Here is a 21,336-nt window from a genome sequence, read left to right as displayed (position 1 = left end):
GCTCTCGGCAGCACCCGCAGGAACGAGCCCGCACCATCCGTGCCGGGCGCCCCGCGGGAGCCCGGCCACCAGGCGGCAGAAAGGCATGGACCGTGGCGTCCACGGTCACCGACCGCCCCGGATACGGGCAGTTGCTGCGCACCCCGGGTGCGTGGACATTTCTCCTGCCGGGCTTCGCCGCACGGCAGCCCTTCGCGATGCTGACCATCGGCATCGTGCTCCTGGTCCAACACACCACCGGCTCGTACGGCAGCGCGGGCGCCGTCGCCGCCGTGACCGGTGTCTCCATGGCCCTGTTCGCACCGCAGACCGGCAAGCTCGCCGACCGTTTCGGCCAGCGCGCCGTGCTGCTGCCGGGCGTCCTGGTGCACACGGCGTCCGTGTCGGTGCTGACGGCGCTCGCGCTGGCGGACGCGCCCCTGTGGGCGCTGTTCGTGGCGGCCGTGCCGACGGGTGCCTCCGTCCCGCAGGTCGGGCCGATGGTGCGGGCCCGCTGGGCGGCCGTGCTCGGCGCGGCACCGGGCCGCGAGGCCTCGCCGCTGTTGTCCACCGCGGCCGCCTTCGAATCGGTGACGGACGAGTTCACCTTCGTCATCGGCCCGGTGCTCGCCACCGCGCTGTGCACGGGGGTGCACCCGGCGGCCGGTCTGATCACGGAGGCCACGCTGACCCTGGCCGGCGGGCTGCTCTTCGCCGCGCAGCGCCGCACCCAGCCGGCGGTGCGCAACGCCGCGTCCGGCACCTCCCAGCGGCACGCCTCCGCCCTGTCCGTACCGGGTGTACGGGTGCTCGCGGTGGCCTTCCTCGGGATCGGCGCGGTCTTCGGCGGCATGCAGGTCTCGCTGACCGCCTTCGCCGAGGAGATCGGCCGCCCGGGGGCCAACGGTCTGCTGTACGGCGTCTTCGCGGCCGGCAACATGCTCGCCGGGATCGCCTGCGGTGCCATCGCCTGGAAGAGCGGGCCGCGACGGCGGCTGATCGTCGGGTACGTGGCACTGACCCTGACCGCGTCCGGACTGTGGGCGGTGCACTCGGTGCCCCTGCTGGCCGGGCTCGGACTCCTGGTCGGGCTCTCCATCGCTCCGGCCCTGATCAGCGGCTACACGCTGGTCGACGCTCTGGTGCCGGGGACCGCCCGGACCGAGGCGTTCACCTGGCTGACGGGCTCGGTCGCGCTCGGCCAGGCGGCGGCGGTGACGGTCGCCGGGCGGCTCGCGGACGCCCACGGAGCCAGCACCGGATTCGTGGTGCCGTTGGTGGGGACCGTACTGGCCCTGATCACCCTGGTGGGACTGCGTTCGAGGCTCGCGCCCGCCGCCTCGGGACGGACCGTGGCACGTGGTGTCGGTCACCGGAAGCCGGTCACGGTGGACTGATGCTGCGGAATACGTCAGTATGGAGCGTCGTTAGCACTCATTGAGTCAGAGTGCCAGGAGGAGCAAGTGCCGACCTATCAGTACCAGTGCACCGAATGTGGCGAGGGCCTCGAGGCGGTGCAGAAGTTCACCGATGACGCCCTCACCGTGTGCCCGAGCTGCGAAGGACGCCTGAAGAAGGTGTTCTCGGCGGTCGGTATCGTCTTCAAGGGTTCCGGTTTCTACCGGAACGACAGCCGCGGCTCCTCGTCGAGCAGCACGTCGGCTTCGTCCTCGGCAAAGGCGTCCGGTTCCGCTTCGTCGTCCGACTCCTCGTCGTCCTCGACGTCGACGGGATCCGACTCGAAGTCGTCCGCCTCTTCATCGGCGGCGTCGTCGTCCTCCTCGTCCTCGACGAGCGGCACGTCGGCCGCCTGAGCCGGACCGCACGTCCACAGCGCACTTCCGCACCGCACTTCCACCGGGAGCCCCGCCGATCCGTTCGGCGGGGCTCCCGGTGTTTTCCGGCGCCGCTACTGTGATCGCATGGCGAACGCAGAGATCGGTGTCATCGGCGGCTCGGGCTTGTACTCCTTCCTGGAGGACGTCACGGAAGTGCGTGTGGACACCCCGTACGGTCAGCCGAGCGACTCCCTCTTCCTCGGTGAGGTCGGCGGTCGCCGGGTCGCCTTCCTCCCCCGCCACGGACGCGGCCACCATCTGCCGCCGCACCGCATCAACTACCGGGCCAACCTGTGGGCGCTGCGTTCCGTCGGCGTACGTCAGGTACTCGGCCCGTGCGCGGTGGGCGGCCTGCGCCCGGAGTACGGGCCGGGCACCCTGCTCGTGCCCGACCAGCTGGTGGACCGCACCAAGGCCCGGACACAGACGTACTACGACGGGGAGATCCGGGCCGACGGCGCGGAGCCGAACGTCCTGCATCTGGGCTTCGCCGATCCGTACTGCCCCGAGGGACGCAGGGCAGCGCTGACGTCGGCGCGGGCGAGGAACTGGGAGCCGGTGGACGGCGGGACGCTGGTCGTCGTCGAGGGACCGCGCTTCTCGACCCGGGCCGAATCGCGCTGGCATGCGGCGATGGGCTGGTCGGTGGTCGGGATGACCGGTCACCCGGAGGCCGTCCTCGCCCGTGAACTGGGCCTCTGCTACACGACGATGACCCTGGTGACGGACCTGGACGCGGGCGCGGAGGCCGGCGAGGGCGTCTCGCACGGGGAGGTGCTGAAGGTGTTCGCGGCCAATGTGGACCGACTGCGCGCGGTGCTCTTCGACGTGGTGTCCGCGCTGCCCGCGGAGGCGGACCGGGACTGTCCGTGCTCGCACGCGCTGGACGGCCTCAAGACGGGGATCGAGCTGCCTTAGCGGGTGAGCGGGGGCGGTCGTGGGGCAGCGGGGCGGGTGACGGAGTTTTCCACAACGCCGGGGCTGTCCACAGGCCTCGGCGGGAATCTCGCGGACGGTGGATCGTGAGGGGTGTTCGTCCGAAACTCCTCATGGCAGGTGGTGTCGACCGTGTTCCCGTCGTCCGTGTCGTTCACGTCGTCCGTTTCTTCCGCGCCGCGCGCGTCGTCCGTATCGCCCTCGCCGACCTCGGCGTCCTCGGCGTTGCCGTCTCCGTCTCCGGCGCCCCCGCCCTGTGGGGTGCCCGTGTTCGAGCCCTTGCGAGTGCGCGGGGGCGGTGGGTGCCGGCTGCGGCGGGCGTTGTGGCGGCAGCGCCGGGCCCTGGCCGCCGGGCTGGCCCTGACGGCCGCCGCGCTCGCCGCCACGGGGCTGGGCGGTGGCGGCGCGGGCACGGGCGGTGAGGCCGCGTACGGGGCAGGGGCCGGAGGTGGGGCCGGTGCGGCGCCATCGCAGGCCCGGCGACCGGCCCGGTTGGTGTCGGCGCCGGTCCGGATCGCGGATGCGGGGGCCGTTCGTTTATTGCGGCCGGGTGACCACGTCGACGTGATCGCCGCCGGGGAAGCCGGCGCCGGAACCGGTACTGGAACCGGTGCCGGTGCCCGGGTGCTGGCGAAGGGCGCGCGGGTGGCGGAGGTGCCGCAGGCCCCGGCGGAAGGTTCCGCGGAGGACGGTGCGCTGATCGTGCTGTCCGTCCCCCGGGACACGGCCACCACACTGGCCGGCGCGGGCATCTCGTCCCAACTGGCGGTGGCCCTGTGTTGATTCGCACTGATGGACGGTCAAGTCGCCTGACCGACGGTCGCCGTCGTCTACTTCCTGATGGTCCTGCCCATGGCCAAGTACCTCGCCAAGCGGGCGGAGATGCAGGCCGCGAAGGAAGGGGTGCAGGAGACGCTGGAGGTGAGCGAGCTGGAGGTGCTGAAGGAGATCCGCGACGCCCTCGTCTCGCAGCGCTGCGGCCCGGCGGGCGAGGCCCCCGGCCAGGACCCCGGCCAGGGTCACGACCAGTAGCTCCACCAACCCCACGCACAGCAGAAGAACCGGCAGCACCACCGCCGGACCACCACGGAGCGGGGAATCAGATGTGGTGGGGCGGCTTCTCGTCGAGGAAGCGCGCCAGATCGGCGGCGCTGCCACCGGCCGGGGCCCGCTCGCCCCACCCTCGGTCCGTATCGTCCGAGGACTGCTGGTCCAGCGGATCGTCGAAGATCAGAGCCGGTTTCGGCTTCGGCCGCTCCGGATCGGAGGGCTTCGAATCGCGCGGGCCGGGGGCGGGGGCGGTGCTCATACGTTCAAGGGTACGGCGGCGGTCAGCGATCCTTCGGATCGATCAGCCACAGCCCGAGGACGACAAGGAACGACAGACAGAGGAAACCGGCCCCCCGCCAGGCCGTGCCGGTGTTGCCCTCCGTCCATGCGTCGATGGTGACGGTCAGACCCCAGAGCTGTCCGACGACCACCGTCATGGCGAGGGCCGGCCGGGCCGTCAGCTTCGAGGACCGCTCGGGCTCCTGGTCGGTGCCCGCCCCCGGACCGGGGCCGTGGTCGCGCGGGCGGTGACGGAGCGGGGCCCAGCGGCCCGGAGGCCGGCGGTACCGGGTCCGGGTCCGGCGGCCCGAGGTCCGGCGATCCCGGACCCGGCGGAGGGCGGGGTGCCAGGCGCTCCGGCGGAGCCGGTGCGTGCACCAGGGTCGGGCTGCGCGGCTGCGGCGGAGGCTTCTGGCGGCCCTGTCACCCCGTCACCGTAGGGTCGTACATGATAGTTGGTCCTGTTTTACGACTCAGCCGGGTGAGCCCGATCGCCCATCCGGGGCGTGCCCCGTTCGGCGTGGTCGAGCCCGTCTGATGTGCTGGCTCCCATGCCCGTAATGACGGCTCGCAGCCGCACCGAGGAACATCGCGCGTCGACCCCGCTGGAACTCTTCTTCGACCTCTGCTTCGTGGTCGCCGTGGCCCAGGCGGGCGCGCGGCTGGTCCACGCCCTCGCCGAAGGCCACGCCCTCACCGGAGTCGGCAGCTACGCGGCCGTTTTCTTCGCGATCTGGTGGGCCTGGGTCAACTTCAGCTGGTTCGCCTCGGCCTACGACACCGACGACCCGCTGTACCGCGTCGTCACGCTCGTCCAGATCACCGGTGTGCTCGTCCTCGCCGCCGGAGTGCCGCGCGCCTTCGACGGGGGCGACTGGACGATCGTCGTCATCGGTTACGTGGTGATGCGGCTCGCGCTGACCAGCCAGTGGCTGCGCGCCGCGCACTGCACCCAGGGTGGGGAGCGGCGCGTCGCGCTGCGGTACGCCGTCGGAATCACGGTGGTGCAGCTGGGCTGGATCGCCATGCTGCTGCTGCCCGCCGACTCGCGTGGAGCCCGTACCGCCGTCTTCGTCGTGCTCGTGCTCGCGGAGCTGTCCGTTCCCGCGCTCGCCGAGCGCGACCGCTCGACGAGCTGGCATCCGCACCACATCGGTGAGCGGTACGGGCTGTTCACGATCATCGTGCTGGGCGAGACCATCGCGGCGGCCACGGTCGCGGTCCAGGAGGCGGTGTACGAGCACGACGCGCTCGGCGAACTGCTGCCGATCGCCGCGGGCGGGCTGCTGATCGTCTTCTCCGCCTGGTGGATCTATTTCGCCGTGCCGATCCATGACTACCTGCGCGGCAGCAGGGAAGCGTTCATCTGGGGATACGGACACTTCCTGATCTTCGGTTCCGCGGCCGCCATCGGCGCGGGCATCGAGGTCGCGGTGGAGGAGGCCGTGGGCAAGGCCCACGTCTCGGACACGGTGGCCGCCGCCGCGGTGACCATTCCCTCCGCGCTCTTCCTGCTGACGGTGTGGGCGCTGCACGCCCGCCACTTCAAGCGCGACCTCGCGGAGCAACTGTCCCTCCCCGTGGCCGCGCTGGCCATCCTGGCCTGTACGTTCGCCGGCGGGTGGGCGGTGTTCGCAGCCGGTCTGGTCGCCGCGGCGGCCGTGGCCGTGGGGGTGCTGCTCTCCCGGCGGCCCGCCGTGGCCGGGTGAGCGCAGCGGACGGCCGGCGACGGCTCACGTGACCGGACGTCGCGGGTCGTGGGTCGCGAGCCGCGTCATCGGTGCCGGTGGGTCGCGAGCCGTGTCATCAATGAGGAGCACGCAGTGACGGAAGAACCCCGGAATCCGACGGACCCCGCCGCCCCACCGAACGCCGCCCCGCCCAACGCCCCCGGGCCGCTCGACACGCTGCCCGACCTCCTCGACGCGCTGACCGATGTCGCGGGGCTGCGCGTCGGCCATGCGCAGGTGCCCGGCGAGGGCGCGCTGAGCGGCACCACCGTGGTCCTCGCCCCGGAGGGCGGTGCGATCGCGGCCGTGGACGTACGCGGTGGCGGCCCCGGCACCCGGGAGACGGACGCGCTCGATCCGCGCAATCTGGTGCAGCGCATCGACGCCGTCGTCCTGACGGGCGGCAGCGCCTACGGTCTCGACGCGGCGTCCGGCGTGATGGCCTGGCTGGAGGAACAGGGGCGCGGGGTGCGGGTCGGCCCCGATCCGGCGCAGGTGGTGCCAGTGGTCCCCGCCGCCTGCCTCTTCGACCTGGGGCGGGGCGGCGACTGGCGGGCCCGTCCCGACGCTTCGACGGGCCGCGCCGCGGTGGAGGACGCGGCGGCTGCGGGGCCGGGGGCGCCGGTGGCCGAGGGGGGCGTGGGCGCCGGTACGGGCGCGGTCGCCGGGCAGCTCAAGGGCGGCGTGGGCACGGCGAGCATCCGGCTGGCCTCCGGCATCACGGTGGGCGCGCTCGTCGTGGTGAACGCGGCGGGCTCGGTGGTCGATCCGCGTACCGGGGTGCTCTACGGGGAGTACGGCGCCGCCGAGCCGCCGGCGCACCCGGCGCCCGAGGTCCTCCGTGCGGCGGAGCAGCGCCTCACCGAGGTGCGGGAGGCGAACGCGCGGCCCCCGCTCAACACCACGCTCGCCGTCGTCGCCACGGACGCCGACCTCACCCGGGCCCAGGCGCAGAAGCTCGCGGGTACGGCGCACGACGGACTGGCGCGCGCCGTCCGCCCCGTACATCTGCTCACCGACGGGGACACCGTTTTCGCGCTGGCGACCGGCGCCCGGCCGCTGGATCCGCAGAATCCGATCGCGCTCAACGACCTGCTGGCAGCCGGCGCGGACGTGCTCACGCGCGCCATCGTGAAGGCCGTCCGGGCAGCTCGGAGCATCGACGGCCGCCCAGGCGGCGGCTGCTACCCCTCGTACAGCGATCTCTACGGCATACGGCCGCGCTCCTCGCCGCAACCGGAGGGCGATGGCCCGGCCCCCGACTCGCCTGCCGGGTAAGGAAGTTCGGACGAACCGTCAGGAACCATCTGCGTGTGCCATACGTTTTCCTGAACCCCGGTCACGATGTCGGACCCAGGGACTACGTTAAGCACGCAGCAAGTAACACGCGGCAACGGCCTGGAGACAGCACCTTGAGCGATCCGTACGAGACAACCGAGCAGCACCTCGAGCGACTCCTGCGACGGGCACTCAACTCTTTCGACCTGCCCGACAGCACGGTCGAGAGACTCGGTACCGCGCTCGCCCACAGCAGTTCCCTGCACTCCTCGCACCACAGTTCCGTACTCCACCGAGAGACCTACCGGCACACGTACCTGCTGTCCGACGGCACCCCCCTCTCCCTGTGGGAGCTGGTGCACGGCGGCCCGCGGAGCGCGACGGACCCGCGGTTCCGGACGGAGCCCGACCTCATGCACCACGAGCTGTACGACGACGAGGCCGATGCCCATGTCGCCGCCGCCAGGCTGACCGGCAGCTTCGGCGAAGTCCCGGTGTTCGGGGACGACGGGCCGCAGGGCGACCTGGAGATACTCACGGTCCTGATGGCGGCTCCCCCGGCCCCGCTGCCCAGGATGTACGCCCCGGACAACTCCGCCGACCATGCCCGCCGCGTCCTGCGCCGCGCGGAGAACAGCGACGGTCCCGGCGAGGAGACCGCCCGGCTGCTGCGCGCCGCCTTCGCCCACCACATCACCCAGGTCTTCGGCCGGCAGTGCCAGGTGGACGGGCGGGACGCCGGATTCACCCTGTACGAGCACGCCTTCCTGCTCCTCGACGGCAGCGAGACGAGCCTGTGGGAGGTCGAGCACACGGCCACGCCGGACGGCCGCCACATGTGCGAGGTGTACGGCGACGAGGACACCGCACGGGGCGCCATGGAGAGCCGTACGCGCATCTGCTGACCCGAGGCCGAGGCCCGGAACCCGAGGCCTCGGCGCCGGATCCGACACGGACTCGGAAACAGAAGCAGACACGGACTCGGACGCGGACGCACCGGTGCCCGCACCCCGAAGGGTGCGGGCACTGTCCTCCCTCGACTCCGGCGGAGGTCGATCAGGACATCAGAGCCGGCTTCTTGGCGCCCTCGGAGCCGCCCTCCGCATCCACGACACCCGCCGAGCCCTCGGCACCCGCCGCGTCCCCGACACCCGCCGCGTCCACGGCCTCGTCGCCGTCCTCCACGTGCTGCCGCTGCCGCGCGGGCAGCGCGAACATCACCAGGAAGATCACCGCGAGCACCCCGGCAACCCACCACAGCGAGTGCCGGAACGCCTCCCCGAACGCCGGACCCACCTCCTGCGGCGCCAGTCGGTCACCGATCGCACCGAGGAAGACGACCGAGACCAGTCCGAGCCCGAGCGCATTGCCCATCTGCTGCACGGTGTTGATCAGCCCGGAGGCCGAACCGGAGTGTTCCTTGGGCACCTCGGAGAGCACCGCGTCGGTCAGCGGCGCCACGATCAGGCCCATCCCGATGCCCATGACCACCAGCGGCAGCGCCATCTGCAAGGACGTGATGTCCATGCCGTACCGGTCGGACTCCCAGATGTAGAGGAGCAGGCCGGCGATCATCAGCAGCGCGCCCGTCTGGAGGACCTTGCGGCCGAAGCGGGGCACCAGCTTCTGTACGGAGATCCCGGCGGCGAACGACACGGCGATCGAGAACGGGATACCGGTCGTGCCGGCCCGCAGCGCGCTCCAGCCGAGGCCCATCTGCATGTAGAGCGTCCAGACCAGGAAGAAGATGCCGAGCCCGATACCGAAGGTCAGCTGCACGGCGATGCCCGCAGCGAAGCTCTTGACCCGGAACAGCGACAGTTCGACGAGCGGCGAGCCGTCCTTGCGCGCCTTGCCCCGCTCGAACAGCACCAGAACCAGGAACACCAGCAGGCTGCCGACCATCGATGCGTGGCCCCACAGCGGCCAGCCCAGCTCGTGCCCACGGGTCAGCGGGTAGATCAGCATCAGCATGCCCAGGGTCACCAGGGCGACGCCGACCAGGTCGAGCCGGAGCGCCTTCGGGGCCTTGGACTCGGTGATGAACTTCCGGCCGAGGATCAGGCCCGCGATGCCGACGGGCAGGTTGATCAGGAAGATCGGCCGCCATTCGAGACCGGCGATGTTCCACTCGGTTAGCAGCGCGCCCAGCAGCGGCCCCAGCACGGCACCGAGACCGACGATCGCGCCGAAGAGGCCGAAGACCTTGCCGCGCTCGTGCGCCGGGAAGGTGGCGTGCACGATCGACAGCACCTGCGGAACCATCAGCGCGGCGGTGCCGCCCTGGAGGATGCGGGAGGCGACCAGCATCTCCGGGTTGGCGGCGAAGCCGCAGAGCGCGGAGGCCACGGTGAAGCCGCCGATGCCGATGAGGAACAGCCGCTTGCGGCCGTAGATGTCCCCCAGCCGGCCACCGGTGATCAGACCGGCCGCGAAGGCCAGGGAGTAGCCGGCGGTGATCCACTGGATCGAGCTGAACGAGGCGCCGGTGTCCTCGCGGATGCTCGGTATGGCGATATTGACGATCGTGACGTCGACCAGGTCCATGAAGGCCGCGGTCATGACGATGGCGAGCGCGAACCAGCGTCGCCGGTCCGACGGGTCCGAGGACACCGTTGGCCCGGATGCCGTGGACGACAGAGATGAGGAAGAAGTCATATGAAGAAGCTAAACATTCATTAGGTCGGTCCATGACCTAATGGGTGAGCACCCTGGTGAGACGACCGACACCCCGGCAGAAGGCTGAGGCCATGACCGACACCCCGGCACGACTGCTGAATCTGTTGTCGCTCCTCCAGACGCCCCGCGAGTGGCCGGGCAGCGAGCTCGCCGAACGGCTCGACGTCAGCCCGCGCACCATCCGTCGCGACATCGACCGGCTCCGCGAGCTCGGCTATCCCGTCGAGGCCTCGCGCGGATCCATCGGCGGCTACCGGCTCGTCGCGGGCACCGCGATGCCGCCGCTGCTCCTCGACGACGAGGAGGCGGTGGCCATCGCGGTGGGCCTGCGGGCGGGGGCCGGGCATGCCATCGAGGGGGTGGACGAGGCGTCCGTACGGGCGCTGGCGAAGCTGGAGCACGTGCTGCCGTCGCGGCTGCGGCACCGGGTCTCGACCCTGCAGAACGCGACGATGCCGCTGACCCGGGGCGACGGCTCGACCATCGACCCGCGGACGCTGACCGTGATGGCCTCGGCGGTCACCGGACAGGAGCGGCTGCGGTTCGCGTACCGGGCGGGCGACGGCGCCGAGACGAAGCGGGAGGCCGAGCCGTACCGGCTGGTGAGCACGGGGTGGCGCTGGTATCTCGTGGCGTACGACCTGGGGCGCGAAGGCTGGCGTACGTTCCGGGTCGACCGGGTGAGCGAGCCGTTCGCGACCGGGGCCCGGTTCGCACCGCGCGAGCTGCCCACGGGGGACGCGGCGAGGTTCCTCGCCGGCTCCATCGCCCGGCGGCAGCCGGAGCTGGCGGTCGACGTGAGCTTCGCGGCCCCGGCGGACTTCGTGTCCGCGCGGCTGCCGGCGTCGATCGGTCCGCTGGAGCGGACCGGCGAGAACAGTTGCCGGCTGCGGGCGGTGCTCGCGGACTCGCTGGAGTGGGTGGCGCTCCGGCTGGCGCTGGTGGACTGCGACTTCACCGCACACGAGCCACCGCAGCTGGTGGATTACCTGAGTGATCTGGGTGCCCGCCTGACCCGCGCGGCAGCACGCCGGCCTCCGGGACGGACCGGGTCATGAGCCGAACGGAAGCGGACCGGCCACGCAAAGACCGGCCATGAAAAGAATGAGCCCCGGCGCCAGGGGGGGTGGGCGCCGGGACTCAGCTCAGGGGGTCACGCGAAGCGACCCATTTCGGAGGTTACTGGACGAAGGCTCACGCCGCAGCATCAAAACCCGTGTCGTGGGCCATTCGCTTCAGTTCGAGCAGCGCGTGCTTCTCGATCTGCCGGATCCGCTCGCGGGTGAGGCCGTGCTGCTTGCCGACCTCGGTGAGAGTCCGCTCGCGGCCGTCCTCGATGCCGTACCTCATGCGGATGATCGACGCGGTGCGGTTGTCGAGCTTGCCGATCAGGTCCTCGAGCTCCTCGCTGCGCAGCAGCGTCATCACCGACTGCTCGGGCGACACCGCGGAGGTGTCCTCCAGCAGATCGCCGAACTGGGTCTCGCCCTCGTCGTCCACGGACATGTTGAGGCTGACCGGGTCGCGGGCCCAGTCCAGGACGTCACCCACACGCTCCGGCGTGGAGTCCAGCTCGGCCGCTATCTCGGCGTGCTCCGGGTCGCGGCCGTGTTCACGGTTGAACTCGCGCTGCACCCGGCGGATCCGGCCGAGCTCCTCCACCAGGTGGACGGGGAGCCGGATCGTACGGGACTGGTCGGCTATGGAACGGGTGATGGCCTGACGGATCCACCACGTCGCATACGTGGAGAACTTGAAGCCCTTGGCGTAGTCGAACTTCTCGACCGCGCGCACCAGGCCCGCGTTGCCCTCCTGGATCAGGTCGAGCAGGGGCAGCCCGGCCCGCGGATAGCGGCGGGCGACGGCAACGACGAGCCGGAGGTTGGAACGGATGAATATGTCCTTGGCGCGCTCGCCCTCGGCGACCAGCGCCTCCAGCTCCTCGCGCGTGGCTCCACCGGCTTCGCTGTCCACCGCACCATCGAGTATCTGCCGGGCGTAGACGCCCGCCTCGACGGTCTGCGACAGCTCGACCTCCTTGGCGGCGTCGAGCAGAGGCGTACGCGCGATCTCGTCCAGGTACATGCCGACCAGGTCGCGATCGGCGATCTCTCCGCCCGAGGCGCGAACACTGCTTGCCCGGCTGGTCCCACCGGTGGCGGACGAACGACGGGCGACGGCACGGGTTGCCATGCGTGCTCCCTTGCTGAGTAGGTCGCGACACCCTTCCGGGTGCCCTGCATCCGATGGAAACAACGACTGGAATCCGGACAGAATTCCCACGCCTGGCATTCATTTTCGCGATCATGCAGTACCCTGTGCCGCCGCGAGGGGAGAGCGCATGCCGGAGAGTCCCACAGAAGCGCAGGTCAGGCCGGGCGTCGAGGGTGATTTGGTGGCGCTCACGGACATCTACAACCATTACGTACGTGAGACCGCGCTCACATTCGACACGACCCCCTTCACTCCCGAACAGCGGCTGCCGTGGTTGCGTTCCCACCCTGAAGACGGCCCGCACCGTCTTCTGGTTGCTCAGGATGTCCGGCTTGTCGGCCCCGCCTCGATCCTGGGATACGCCACCAGCAGCGCTTTCCGCCCCAAGGCGGCGTACACGACCTCGGTCGAGGTGAGCGTGTACTGCGCCCCCCGGGCCACCGGCCGCGGCATCGGCACGCTCCTCTACGCGTCCCTGTTCGAGGCACTCGCCGACGAGGACCTGCATCGCGCGTACGCGGGCATCACCCAGCCCAACGACGCCTCCGGCCGACTGCACGAGCGCTTCGGTTTCCGCCATGTCGGTACGTACGCCGAGGTGGGCCGGAAGTTCGGCACGTACTGGGACGTGGCCTGGTACGAGAAGCGACTGGGGCCACAGCCCTAGTCCCCCGGCCGGTCCCGGTCTCGGTCCGCGGTCCGTTACGCCGCGCGGCCCCCGCGCCTAGCGTGCTCGCGCATGGACGACACGAAGAGCACGGACGACACGACGAGCACGGGCGGCGCAGGCGCGGACGGCGCGGCGGGCCCGGACGGCACCACGGTCACGGACGACACCACGGGCGCGCTCGACGAGGCGCTGGAACGCCTCCACTCCTCGGGCCCCGAACGCGACGGCTGGCTGAGCAATCACGGTCCGATGGCCGTGGAGTCGCTGGTCCGGCACGGTCAGGCACCGGCCGTCCACCGCTGGCTCGACCACTACAGCCACAAGCTGGAGGACATGCCGGACACCGCGACCCGGGTGACGGCGGAGAACTGGCGCGAGGCCCTCGGCGACCCGCACCGGATCGCGGACTGGACGGCGTACTTCGAACGGGAGACCGCCGAACGCCCCTGGCGGGACGTCCTCACCGAGTGGTGGCCACGGCTGCTCCCCGGCATCGCGGCGGGCGCCACCCACCCCGCCATCCGGGTCGGCCACTCCGTGCGCACCCTGCTCGCCGGCGAGGCGACCGCGCCCCGGATCACCGAGCTCGCCCACGGCCTCGGCTACTGGGCCGCCCGCCACCAGCCGCTGCCCGTGCTGACCCCTCTCGCGCCCGCACCCACCGCCGCGGCCGCACTGGACGCCGTACCGCCGGTGCCCGAGCAGAGCGGCGGCATCCGGGACCGGCTGGCGCAGCTCACCGCGTTCCCGGTGTGGCCGCAGCGGTTCACCGACGACCCGGACGAGGCGCGGGCCCGGCTGGTGGAGCTGGTGCGGGCCGCGACCCACCGGTTCGCCACGCACGGGCACGGCGAACCGATCATGCTGGTGCACGCCGCGACCGCACCCAACGCCGTGCTGCGCACCCTGCCCGCGCTCCCGCGCGCGCTGTGGGTGCCCAGCCTGGAGGCCGCGTGGGCGGCGAGCGCCGCGGTCACCGCCGCGTACAGTCCGGCCGAGGCAGCCCCGTACGCACCGGCGACCGCGTCCGCCGACGAGCTGTTCGCGCGGGCGGCGGAACACGGCAACGATCACACCATCAAGTTCACCGACACCGCGCTGGACATCGGTGACGAGACGGCCCTCGCCGCCGCACTCCGCTCGATCGAACTGAACCCGCCGGCCCTGTGATGTGACGAGGCCGGACCGAACCCGCCCCGGCCCTGTGACCGGGGCCGGAGCCGGGGTCGTGTCCGGGGCCTCGACCCCGGTCACAGGCCTCAGCCGAACTGCACCGACCGCTTCGCGAGTCCCATCCAGAACCCGTCGATGACGCTGCGCCCCTGGTCCAACTCGCCCTCCGAGGCGCCGAGCGTCACGAAGAGCGGCGCGAAGTGCTCGGTGCGCGGGTGGGCCAGCCGGCCGGCCGGGGACTTGTGCTCGAAGTCCAGCAGCGCGTCGATGTCCTGCGCCTGGAGCGCCCGGTTCCCCCAGTCGTCGAACTCCGCCGACCAGCCGGGGGTGCCGCCGCCCGCATGCCGCAGGGCGGCCAGGTTGTGGGTGAAGAAGCCGCTGCCGACGATCAGGACGCCCTCGTCGCGCAGCGGCGCGAGCTTGCGCCCGATGTCCATGAGCTTCTGCGGGTCCAGCGTCGGCATGGAGATCTGGAGTACGGGAATGTCGGCGCCCGGGAACATCTCCACGAGCGGGACGTACGCCCCGTGGTCGAGCCCGCGGTCCGGGATGTCCTGGACCGGCGTACCGGCGCCGCGCAGCAGCTTGCGTACGCTCTCCGCCAGTTGCGGGGCGCCCGGGGCGGCGTACTGCACCTGGTAGTAGTGCTCGGGGAAGCCCCAGAAGTCGTAGACCAGCGGGACCGTCTCCGTGGCCCCGAGGGCCAGCGGGGCCTCCTCCCAGTGCGCGGAGACCATCAGGATCGCGCGGGGGCGGGGCAGCCCGGCGGACCAGGCGGCCAGTTCGCCGGGCCAGACCGGGTCGTCGGCCAGCGGCGGGGCGCCGTGGGAAAGGTAGAGGGCGGGCATGCGCTCCGCGGTGACTGTCATGGCACTCCCCATCCACTGCTGATCCGGGTAAGTCTTCTACTGGGGTCTTTTTGAGAAGGAAGGATTCTTTAATGTTCAAGCTTCCTCCCTCCGGAGACCTTAGCTCTATCTAGTTCAACTTTCAAGAAAAGGTCGTACAGTGGAGTACATGACCACGGCATCCACCGGTGAGCCCCGCTGGCTCTCCGACGAAGAGCAGAGCGTGTGGCGCGCGTATCTCCACGCCACCACGCTCATGGAGGACCACCTCGACCGCCAGTTGCAGCGCGATGCCGGCATGCCACACATCTATTACGGTCTGCTAGTCCAGCTCTCCCAGGCCCCCCGCCGCCAGAAGCGGATGACGGAACTGGCCAAGGACGCCAAGATCACCCGCTCGCGGCTCTCGCACGCCGTCGCGCGGCTGGAGAAGAGCGGCTGGGTGCGCCGCGAGGACTGCCCGTCCGACAAGCGGGGCCAGAACGCGGTCCTCACCGACGACGGCTTCGAGATGCTGCGCCGGTCCGCACCGGGCCATGTCGACGCCGTACGCCAGGCGATGTTCGACCGGCTCACGCCCGAGCAGGTGCGCTCGCTGGGCGAGATCATGCAGGTCGTCGCCGCCGGACTGCAGCCGGAGGGCACGGACGCGGATCTGCCCTGGCTGCGCTGAACCGCGCGCATACCGATACGGCTGTGCCCCGGTTCCGTTCGAGCTCTTGAGCTTCGAGCTCTTGAGCTTCGAGCGGAAACCGGGGCACAGCCGCGTTCACATCATCTCCGTGTCACATCGCGCGTCGGCGTTCAGTGGGCGACGACCGGGATCCTGAACTCGTCCTCGACACTGCTGGCGTCACCCGAACCGGAGCCTCCGGTCGCCGGGCCCGCCGAAGGCCGCCCGGCGTTGATGAAGGTCACCGCGATGGCGGAGGCCACCACCAGGATGCCGACGGCCCACCAGATGGCACCGGTGAAGCCGTGCACCATCGACTGGAGCTTCAGCAGCTCCGGGTTCTTGGCGCCGAGTGCGGCGTGCGAGGAGGCGTACGCCGTCGCGGCCGAGGCGGCGATGGTGTTCAGCAGCGCCGTACCGATCGCGCCGCCCACCTGCTGCGAGGTGTTGACCATCGCGGACGCGACACCCGAGTCCCGGGGCTCGACACCGTGCGTGGCCAGCGACATGGCCGGCATGAACGCCGTACCCATGCCCAGACCCAGCAGCACCTGCGCGGGCAGGATCAGCCCGACGTAGGAGGAGCCGATCTCCAGCTGCGTCAGCAGCAGCATGCCGACGGCGGCGGTCAGGAAGCCGGGACCCATGAGCTTCCGCGCCGGGACCCGGGTCATCAGCCGGGCACCGATCTGCGTGGATCCGGTGATCATGCCCGCGATCATCGGGAGGAAGGCGAAGCCGGTCCTGATCGGCGAGTAGCCCTTCACGACCTGCAGGTAGTACGTCAGGAAGAGGAACAGCCCGAACATCGCGATGACGGCCAGACCCAGCGAGAGGTAGACGCCACCGCGATTGCGGTCCATCAGGACGCGCAGCGGCAGCAGCGGCGACTTGACCCTGGACTCGGTCAGGACGAAGGACAGCAGCAGCACACCGGACGCGACGAACATGCCGATGGTCAGCCCGTCCGACCAGCCGGCGGACTCGGCGCGGGTGAATCCGTACACCAGCGAGACCAGACCCAGCGCGGACAGGACGACGCCCGGGACGTCGAGCGACGAGCGGTTGCGGCTGCCGGCCGGCTCGCGGATCACGAAGTACGCGCCCGCGGCCGCGATGATGGCGAACGGGATGTTGACGAAGAACGTCCAGCGCCAGTTCAGCGCCTGGGTCAGGAAGCCGCCGAGGATCAGGCCGACGGCGCCGCCGCCACCGGCGATCGCACCGTAGATGCCGAACGCCTTGGCGCGCTCCTTGGCATCGGTGAACATCACGGCGAGCAGCGACAGGGCCGCCGGCGCGAGCAGCGCGCCGAAGACGCCCTGGAGCGCGCGGGAGCCGAAGAGCATGCCCTGGTTCTGCGCCGCGCCACCGAGCGCGGAGGCCAGCGCGAAGCCGATCAGGCCGACGACGAAGGTCCGCTTACGTCCCCAGAGGTCGGCGATCCGGCCTCCGAAGAGGAGCAGCCCGCCGAAGGCCAGGGCGTACGCCGTGATGACCCACTGCTTGTTGGCATCGGAAATACCCAGGGCCGTCTGGGCGTGCGGCAGCGCGATGTTCACGATCGTGGCATCGAGCACGACCATCAGCTGCGCGAGGGCGATGAACGCCAGCGCTTTCCAGCGACTGGGGTCCGGGAGTCGGATATCGGCTGTTTTTGACATGGGTGTATCCACCTAAGGACGCGCATGTACGCGAAGAGTCGTGAACCGGGATGCCGGTGAACATGAACCGGGATGCCGGCGAAAAGGGAAGACGGTGAACGGGCGGGCGGGTGGTGAAAGGGATGGTCAAGGCGTGGCGGACGTGCCGCCGGGCTCCTCGTTCAGGAGCCCGGTGCGGATGTCATGGCCGGCGCCGCAGATCCTCCAAGGTCGCTGCTGTTCCCGGCAGTTCGGACCGGGCCGGGGCCTCCAGTCCGTCCAGGAACAGCTGTAGATGACGGTGGGTGAACCGGTCGATGTCCAGGCAGCCGGTGCCGGGCAGCGGCCGGGTGAGCTGCGAGAGAGCGACGAGTACGTCACCGACGGCGATGTCGGTGCGCAGCCGCCCCGCGGACATGGCGCGCGACACGAGCCCCTCGACGGCCTCTTCGAGGCGTCGGCGCTCGGCGAGCAGTTCGGGATGGTCCTTGTCGAAACCGCCGGAAAGCATCGGGCACAGCGCCCCGATCCGCTCGTCGGCCGCCGCGTGCACGAAGCGGCTGAGCGCGGCGAAGGGGTCGGCCTCCTCGGCCACCGCCTCCTCCGCACGGTCGGTGGTCCGGGAGGTGACCGCGAGCACGACCTCGTGCACCAGCGCGGCCCGGTCGGGGAAGTTCCGGTAGAGCGTGGCGTTGCCGACGCCGGCGCGCCTGGCGACCTCGTCGAGCGGGACATCGGGCCCGAACTCGACGAACATCTCGCGCGCGGCCGTCACGATCCGCTCCCGGTTGCGCAGCGCATCGGCCCGCGGACGGGGCGTCCGGGGCTGCGTCACTCCGGTGGCGGTACGACTGACGGTGTCCACGACGACTGTCCCTCCTACTGCTTCCACTGCTTCTGCTGCTTCCACCGCGGCGCTCTTCGTTCTCCGCGGCGCCGCCTTGGCGACCCCTCCCCATAACCGGGGACCGCCTCCCCGTTTCGCGGGGACACGGATTCAAACGGGGAAACGGTCCCCGCTTATTTCCCCATCCTCCTGTGACCTGAGTCACATAATCGCAACGGAAAACCAACCGAACGGCGCACCCAACGAGCGGCGCCGCACCACCCGCAACAGGCTGATCCGCAGAGCGCAGTCAGGGCCGGCCGACTGCCGCGGACCCCGAGGCGCCTATATGCAGAAGCCCCGCCACCGGATACGCAACCACCGCCACCCGATCGCGCTCGCCTCTGCAACAGCCCTGGTCATAGCCGCAATGGCCACAGCCAGCAACACTCTTCCGATAGCCAGCCGGGCCTCGGCCGGCCCGGTGGCCACCGCCCGTTCGGCAGGCATAGCCCCGTGCCGAATACCGGCGACCATGGGCGTGCAGATGTCGGAAGGCATGCCGACACCGGAGGGCTACGCCCGCTCCACGGGCAAGATCCGTGCCCTCAACCTGATGATCGACTTCCCGGACGCACCGGGCGCCGGTTCCGCGATGGACCGGTACGCCGAATTCTTCCCGCAGACCACCGGCTGGTTCCGGACCGCATCGTACGGACGGCTCACATACGTCCCCGACGCCCCGTTGAAATCCTGGCTGCGGATGCCACTGCCGCTCTCGGAGTACGGGGTGGAGCGCGGCTCACCGTACGAGCCGGGCTACCGCCACCTCGTCCAGGACATCATCGCCGCCGCCGATCCGAAGGTGGACTTCGCCACGTACGACCTGGTCAACATCCTGGTCACCCCGAACGCAGGCCCCTCCGCTCTGGACACCGTCCTGTCCGTGACCTTCTCCGGCAACGACGACGCCCCGCGGGCGGACGGCGCCCCCCTCGCCAACACGTCCTTCATCTACAGCCGCCAGGACGACGGCTCGGGCTCGTTCAAACAGACCGGATACCGCGTCCTGCCGCACGAGAACGGCCATGTCTTCGGCCTCCCCGACCTCTACACGATGGAGGGCGGCGGCTCGGTCGGGCACTGGGACATCATGTCCGAGGACTGGGGCACCAATAACGACCTGCTGGGCTGGCACAAGTGGAAGCTGGGCTGGCTGGACAACAACCAGATCAGCTGCGCCGCACGGCCCGGCACCAGCGACCACGTACTCGAACCACTGGCCACGCGGGGCGGCACCAAGCTGGCGTTCGTACCGCTGAGCAGCAAGTCCGGCTATGCGGTGGAGGTGCGGACCAAGGCCGGCAACGACCAGGCGATCTGCAAGCCGGGCGTACTGATCTACAAGGTGAGCTCGGACGTCGACACCGGACAGGGCCCGGTGTCCGTCGCGGACAGCACCAAGGGAAGCGCCGGCTGCACCCGGCTGCCCAATGTGCACTCCGAACTGTCCGACGCCCCCTTCCGGCCCGGCGAGACCTTCACCGACCGGACCAGGGGGATACGCATATCCGTGGTCGACAAGGACAAGAAGGGAAACTACCGAGTCCGCATAACCCGCCCCTGACCACGCCGCCCGCTCGCTCCCCTGTCGCTCCCCTACCGCCCCTCCTATCGCCCCCGGACCTCCGCTTCGACGGGCCCGCGCAGCTCCCGCTTGAGGATCTTCCCGGTCGGATTCCGGGGCAGCGGCTCGTCCCGTACGAGCACATGGGCCGGAACCTTGAACGCGGCCAGGCTGCGCCCGACGTGCGCCCTCAGCTCCTCGGCCGTGACGGTGGCACCGGCCCGCAGCCGGACGACGGCGGCGACCTCCTCGCCCAGGACCGGGTGCGCCACCCCCAGCACCGCCGCGTCCTCGACGTCCGGGTGATCGTGCAGCACCGCCTCGACCTCCACGCAGTACACGTTCTCCCCGCCGCGGACCACCATGTCCTTGATCCGGTCGACGATGCCGACCCGCCCCTCGTGCACCACCGCGAGATCCCCGGTCCGGAACCACCCGTCGGTGAACGCCTGGGCGGTCGCCGCCTCGTCGCGCCAGTAGCCGCGGACCAGTGACTGACCGCGCAGCCACAGCTCCCCGACCTCCCCCTCGGGCAGCGCCTCGCCTGCGGGCCCGGCGATCCGCACCTCGGTGGTGGGTGTCGGACGGCCGACGCTGCCCGGGTGGAGCCGGTACTCGGCACCGAAGTTCGCCAGGACACCACCGCTGGTCTCGGTCAGGCCGTAGCCGTTGCGGGGTTCGATGCGGTCGCCGTGCCGGGCGGTCAGCCGGGCGACCAGATCGGGCGGAGCGGCGGCCCCGCCGGTGTTCAGCATCTGCAGACCCTCCAGGCCGTCGCCCGCCCGCTCGGCCGCGGCGAGCAGCTGGAGCGCGGTCGCCGGGACACCGGCGTAGTGGGTGACGCCGTGCTCGCGGATCAGACGGAGCGCCTCCTCGGCGTCCCACTTCCGCATCAGGACGAGGGTGCCGCCCGCCGCCATCGCAGCGTAGAAGCCGGTGAACGCGGCGACGTGGAAGAACGGGAAGGTCAGCAGCGACACCGGGGCGGGCCCCTGCCCCGGGATCATCCCGCGGCCGAGCGCGGAGGCGGCCGCGTGGAACCGCGGGTTGACCACCGCCCCCACCTGGGCGAGATGGGTGGCGACCGCGCCCTTGGGCCGGCCGGTGGTGCCGGAGGTGTAGATGATCGTCGCGTCGTCCTCGGGCCGGATCTCGACCTCGGGGGGTGCGGCGAGCGGATCGGGTGCGGGCAGGTCCTCGTACCGTTCGACACCGTCCGGGACGGCCTCCTCCGCGTGGAAGACGACCACGCGCGCCCCGTTCTCCGCCGCCCACCCGGCGACCCTGGGCAGCCGCTCGCCGTCCACCAGGAGCACCCGCGGCCCGGAGTCGTCCAGCGCGTACGTGAACTCGTCCTTCGTCCACCAGGCGTTGAGCGGTACGGCGACCAGCCCGGCCAGCTGCGCCGCCCAGAAGGCGATCTGCCACTCGGGGTGGTTGCGCATCGCGACGACGGCCCGGTCACCCCGGCGCAGCCCGTACGTCCCGGTCATCCGGCACGCCAGCGTGGACGCGGCGGCGAAGAACTCGGCGTACGAGTAGCTGCGCTCCCCCGAGATCAGGAAGGGCCGGTCCCCGAAGGCCCAGGTGGTCTCCACGAACTCACGGAGCGTCCTGGGCCCGTCCGCGTACACGAGCGAGCCGGCGTGCACCCCGTCCTCCACCCGCACCACGGCGAACGGGGCTCCCGGGCCGGTCAGCGCGGCTTCGATACGGACGGCGGCCTCCGCGGCGGCCGCGACCGCCTCCGGGTCGGGGCCGACGCGGGGCGGGCCGGGGGTGGCAGAGCTCGGTCCGGGGGTGGCGGGAGTCGGGTCGATGTGCGGCACGAGCGACCTTTCTAAGCGTCTAAGCGCTTGCTCAGTACATTCGCGACGCTATGCCCGCCCCCGC

At 71.0% G+C, this 21,336-nt stretch carries 19 protein-coding genes and 2 pseudogenes; 13 read left to right on the top strand and 8 right to left on the bottom strand.

The annotated features are described in order from the left end of the window. The first annotated feature begins 92 nt into the window (after positions 1-92). From ACFVX4_RS12920 to ACFVX4_RS12900, 5 genes and pseudogenes are all read left to right on the top strand, one after another. On the top strand, positions 93-1,376 hold the full coding sequence (locus ACFVX4_RS12920; protein ID WP_389975357.1) for an MFS transporter: 1,284 nt from the start codon (positions 93-95) through the stop codon (positions 1,374-1,376). A 66-nt stretch (positions 1,377-1,442) separates the two neighbouring features. Next, the gene (locus tag ACFVX4_RS12915; protein ID WP_389975354.1) at positions 1,443-1,793 is read left to right on the top strand and encodes an FmdB family zinc ribbon protein; all 351 of its coding nucleotides are present in this window, start codon (positions 1,443-1,445) and stop codon (positions 1,791-1,793) included. Between the two features lie 108 nt (positions 1,794-1,901). Then, positions 1,902-2,735, top strand: a complete 834-nt coding sequence (locus ACFVX4_RS12910; protein ID WP_389975351.1) for an S-methyl-5'-thioadenosine phosphorylase — start codon at positions 1,902-1,904, stop codon at positions 2,733-2,735. A 285-nt stretch (positions 2,736-3,020) separates the two neighbouring features. Then, positions 3,021-3,536, top strand: coding sequence for an RcpC/CpaB family pilus assembly protein (locus tag ACFVX4_RS12905; RefSeq protein WP_389975348.1), 516 nt, complete (start codon positions 3,021-3,023; stop codon positions 3,534-3,536). A 33-nt stretch (positions 3,537-3,569) separates the two neighbouring features. Continuing rightward, positions 3,570-3,785: pseudogene (locus tag ACFVX4_RS12900) on the top strand (large conductance mechanosensitive channel protein MscL); the annotation flags it as partial. A gap of 67 nt (positions 3,786-3,852) precedes the next feature. Here the strand turns inward: ACFVX4_RS12900 and ACFVX4_RS12895 are convergent. Beyond that, positions 3,853-4,062 (bottom strand): hypothetical protein, encoded by a 210-nt coding sequence (locus ACFVX4_RS12895; RefSeq protein ID WP_385328972.1) that lies wholly within the window; start codon positions 4,060-4,062, stop codon positions 3,853-3,855. Positions 4,063-4,084: 22 nt separating this feature from the next. Further along, positions 4,085-4,463, bottom strand: a pseudogene (locus tag ACFVX4_RS12890) (hypothetical protein). Between the two features lie 170 nt (positions 4,464-4,633). Between ACFVX4_RS12890 and ACFVX4_RS12885 the strand changes: the two are divergent. From ACFVX4_RS12885 to ACFVX4_RS12875, 3 genes are all read left to right on the top strand, one after another. Further along, complete coding sequence (locus tag ACFVX4_RS12885) at positions 4,634-5,791, top strand: low temperature requirement protein A (RefSeq protein ID WP_389975345.1); 1,158 nt, start codon at positions 4,634-4,636, stop codon at positions 5,789-5,791. A gap of 198 nt (positions 5,792-5,989) precedes the next feature. Next, positions 5,990-7,090 carry a P1 family peptidase gene (locus tag ACFVX4_RS12880; protein WP_389975788.1) on the top strand — a complete coding sequence of 367 codons (1,101 nt, stop codon included), beginning with the start codon at positions 5,990-5,992 and terminating at the stop codon, positions 7,088-7,090. Positions 7,091-7,224: 134 nt separating this feature from the next. Next, positions 7,225-7,995, top strand: coding sequence for a DUF6227 family protein (locus tag ACFVX4_RS12875; RefSeq protein WP_389975341.1), 771 nt, complete (start codon positions 7,225-7,227; stop codon positions 7,993-7,995). Positions 7,996-8,146: 151 nt separating this feature from the next. On the opposite strand, the gene ACFVX4_RS12870 is transcribed toward ACFVX4_RS12875, so the two are convergent. Further along, entirely contained in the window at positions 8,147-9,748 is a 1,602-nt protein-coding gene (locus ACFVX4_RS12870) for an MFS transporter (RefSeq protein WP_389975338.1), read from the bottom strand. Between the two features lie 92 nt (positions 9,749-9,840). On the opposite strand from ACFVX4_RS12870, the gene ACFVX4_RS12865 reads away from it, so the two are divergent. Continuing rightward, positions 9,841-10,827, top strand: coding sequence for a helix-turn-helix transcriptional regulator (locus ACFVX4_RS12865; protein WP_389975335.1), 987 nt, complete (start codon positions 9,841-9,843; stop codon positions 10,825-10,827). 136 nt (positions 10,828-10,963) lie between these two features. Here the strand turns inward: ACFVX4_RS12865 and ACFVX4_RS12860 are convergent, their stop codons facing one another. Beyond that, positions 10,964-11,962, bottom strand: coding sequence for an RNA polymerase sigma factor RpoD/SigA (locus tag ACFVX4_RS12860; RefSeq protein ID WP_266418161.1), 999 nt, complete (start codon positions 11,960-11,962; stop codon positions 10,964-10,966). Positions 11,963-12,110: 148 nt separating this feature from the next. Here ACFVX4_RS12860 and ACFVX4_RS12855 point away from each other — a divergent pair, with 148 nt between their 5' ends. Together ACFVX4_RS12855 and ACFVX4_RS12850 are read left to right on the top strand one after the other, a co-directional pair. Then, positions 12,111-12,650: a GNAT family N-acetyltransferase gene (locus ACFVX4_RS12855; protein WP_389975332.1), complete on the top strand. Its 540-nt coding sequence runs from the start codon at positions 12,111-12,113 to the stop codon at positions 12,648-12,650. A 72-nt stretch (positions 12,651-12,722) separates the two neighbouring features. Then, entirely contained in the window at positions 12,723-13,823 is a 1,101-nt protein-coding gene (locus ACFVX4_RS12850; protein ID WP_389975329.1) for a questin oxidase family protein, read from the top strand. An 89-nt stretch (positions 13,824-13,912) separates the two neighbouring features. Here ACFVX4_RS12850 and ACFVX4_RS12845 read toward each other — a convergent pair whose 3' ends face one another. Further along, positions 13,913-14,695, bottom strand: a complete 783-nt coding sequence (locus ACFVX4_RS12845) for a dioxygenase (protein WP_389975326.1) — start codon at positions 14,693-14,695, stop codon at positions 13,913-13,915. 139 nt (positions 14,696-14,834) lie between these two features. Here ACFVX4_RS12845 and ACFVX4_RS12840 point away from each other — a divergent pair, with 139 nt between their 5' ends. After that, positions 14,835-15,347 carry a MarR family winged helix-turn-helix transcriptional regulator gene (locus tag ACFVX4_RS12840; RefSeq protein WP_206433798.1) on the top strand — a complete coding sequence of 171 codons (513 nt, stop codon included), beginning with the start codon at positions 14,835-14,837 and terminating at the stop codon, positions 15,345-15,347. A gap of 131 nt (positions 15,348-15,478) precedes the next feature. Here ACFVX4_RS12840 and ACFVX4_RS12835 read toward each other — a convergent pair whose 3' ends face one another. Together ACFVX4_RS12835 and ACFVX4_RS12830 are read right to left on the bottom strand one after the other, a co-directional pair. Then, positions 15,479-17,011, bottom strand: coding sequence for an MFS transporter (locus ACFVX4_RS12835; protein WP_389975323.1), 1,533 nt, complete (start codon positions 17,009-17,011; stop codon positions 15,479-15,481). 181 nt (positions 17,012-17,192) lie between these two features. Continuing rightward, positions 17,193-17,855: a TetR/AcrR family transcriptional regulator gene (locus ACFVX4_RS12830; RefSeq protein WP_389975320.1), complete on the bottom strand. Its 663-nt coding sequence runs from the start codon at positions 17,853-17,855 to the stop codon at positions 17,193-17,195. 310 nt (positions 17,856-18,165) lie between these two features. Between ACFVX4_RS12830 and ACFVX4_RS12825 the strand changes: the two genes are divergently transcribed. Further along, positions 18,166-19,443, top strand: coding sequence for a M6 family metalloprotease domain-containing protein (locus ACFVX4_RS12825; protein ID WP_389975317.1), 1,278 nt, complete (start codon positions 18,166-18,168; stop codon positions 19,441-19,443). Between the two features lie 44 nt (positions 19,444-19,487). Here ACFVX4_RS12825 and ACFVX4_RS12820 read toward each other — a convergent pair whose 3' ends face one another. Then, a complete protein-coding gene (locus tag ACFVX4_RS12820; protein ID WP_389975314.1) occupies positions 19,488-21,272 on the bottom strand; it encodes a class I adenylate-forming enzyme family protein in 1,785 nt (594 codons plus the stop codon). Positions 21,273-21,336 lie beyond the last annotated feature (64 nt).

Source organism: Streptomyces sp. NPDC058240 (assembly GCF_042882135.1).
Classification (GTDB): domain Bacteria; phylum Actinomycetota; class Actinomycetes; order Streptomycetales; family Streptomycetaceae; genus Streptomyces.
Note: the sequence above shows the minus strand (reverse complement) of the source record. Positions and strands in the feature narration are given on the sequence as shown.

Coding starts and splice junctions, on each gene's coding strand:
- ACFVX4_RS12825 (WP_389975317.1), top strand. CDS start 18,166: ATGCAGAAGCCCCGCCACCGGATACGCAACCACCGCCACCCGATCGCG.
- ACFVX4_RS12835 (WP_389975323.1), bottom strand. CDS start 17,011: ATGTCAAAAACAGCCGATATCCGACTCCCGGACCCCAGTCGCTGGAAA.
- ACFVX4_RS12865 (WP_389975335.1), top strand. CDS start 9,841: ATGACCGACACCCCGGCACGACTGCTGAATCTGTTGTCGCTCCTCCAG.
- ACFVX4_RS12885 (WP_389975345.1), top strand. CDS start 4,634: ATGCCCGTAATGACGGCTCGCAGCCGCACCGAGGAACATCGCGCGTCG.
- ACFVX4_RS12860 (WP_266418161.1), bottom strand. CDS start 11,962: ATGGCAACCCGTGCCGTCGCCCGTCGTTCGTCCGCCACCGGTGGGACC.
- ACFVX4_RS12910 (WP_389975351.1), top strand. CDS start 1,902: ATGGCGAACGCAGAGATCGGTGTCATCGGCGGCTCGGGCTTGTACTCC.
- ACFVX4_RS12845 (WP_389975326.1), bottom strand. CDS start 14,695: ATGACAGTCACCGCGGAGCGCATGCCCGCCCTCTACCTTTCCCACGGC.
- ACFVX4_RS12870 (WP_389975338.1), bottom strand. CDS start 9,748: ATGACTTCTTCCTCATCTCTGTCGTCCACGGCATCCGGGCCAACGGTG.
- ACFVX4_RS12895 (WP_385328972.1), bottom strand. CDS start 4,062: ATGAGCACCGCCCCCGCCCCCGGCCCGCGCGATTCGAAGCCCTCCGAT.
- ACFVX4_RS12855 (WP_389975332.1), top strand. CDS start 12,111: ATGCCGGAGAGTCCCACAGAAGCGCAGGTCAGGCCGGGCGTCGAGGGT.
- ACFVX4_RS12850 (WP_389975329.1), top strand. CDS start 12,723: ATGGACGACACGAAGAGCACGGACGACACGACGAGCACGGGCGGCGCA.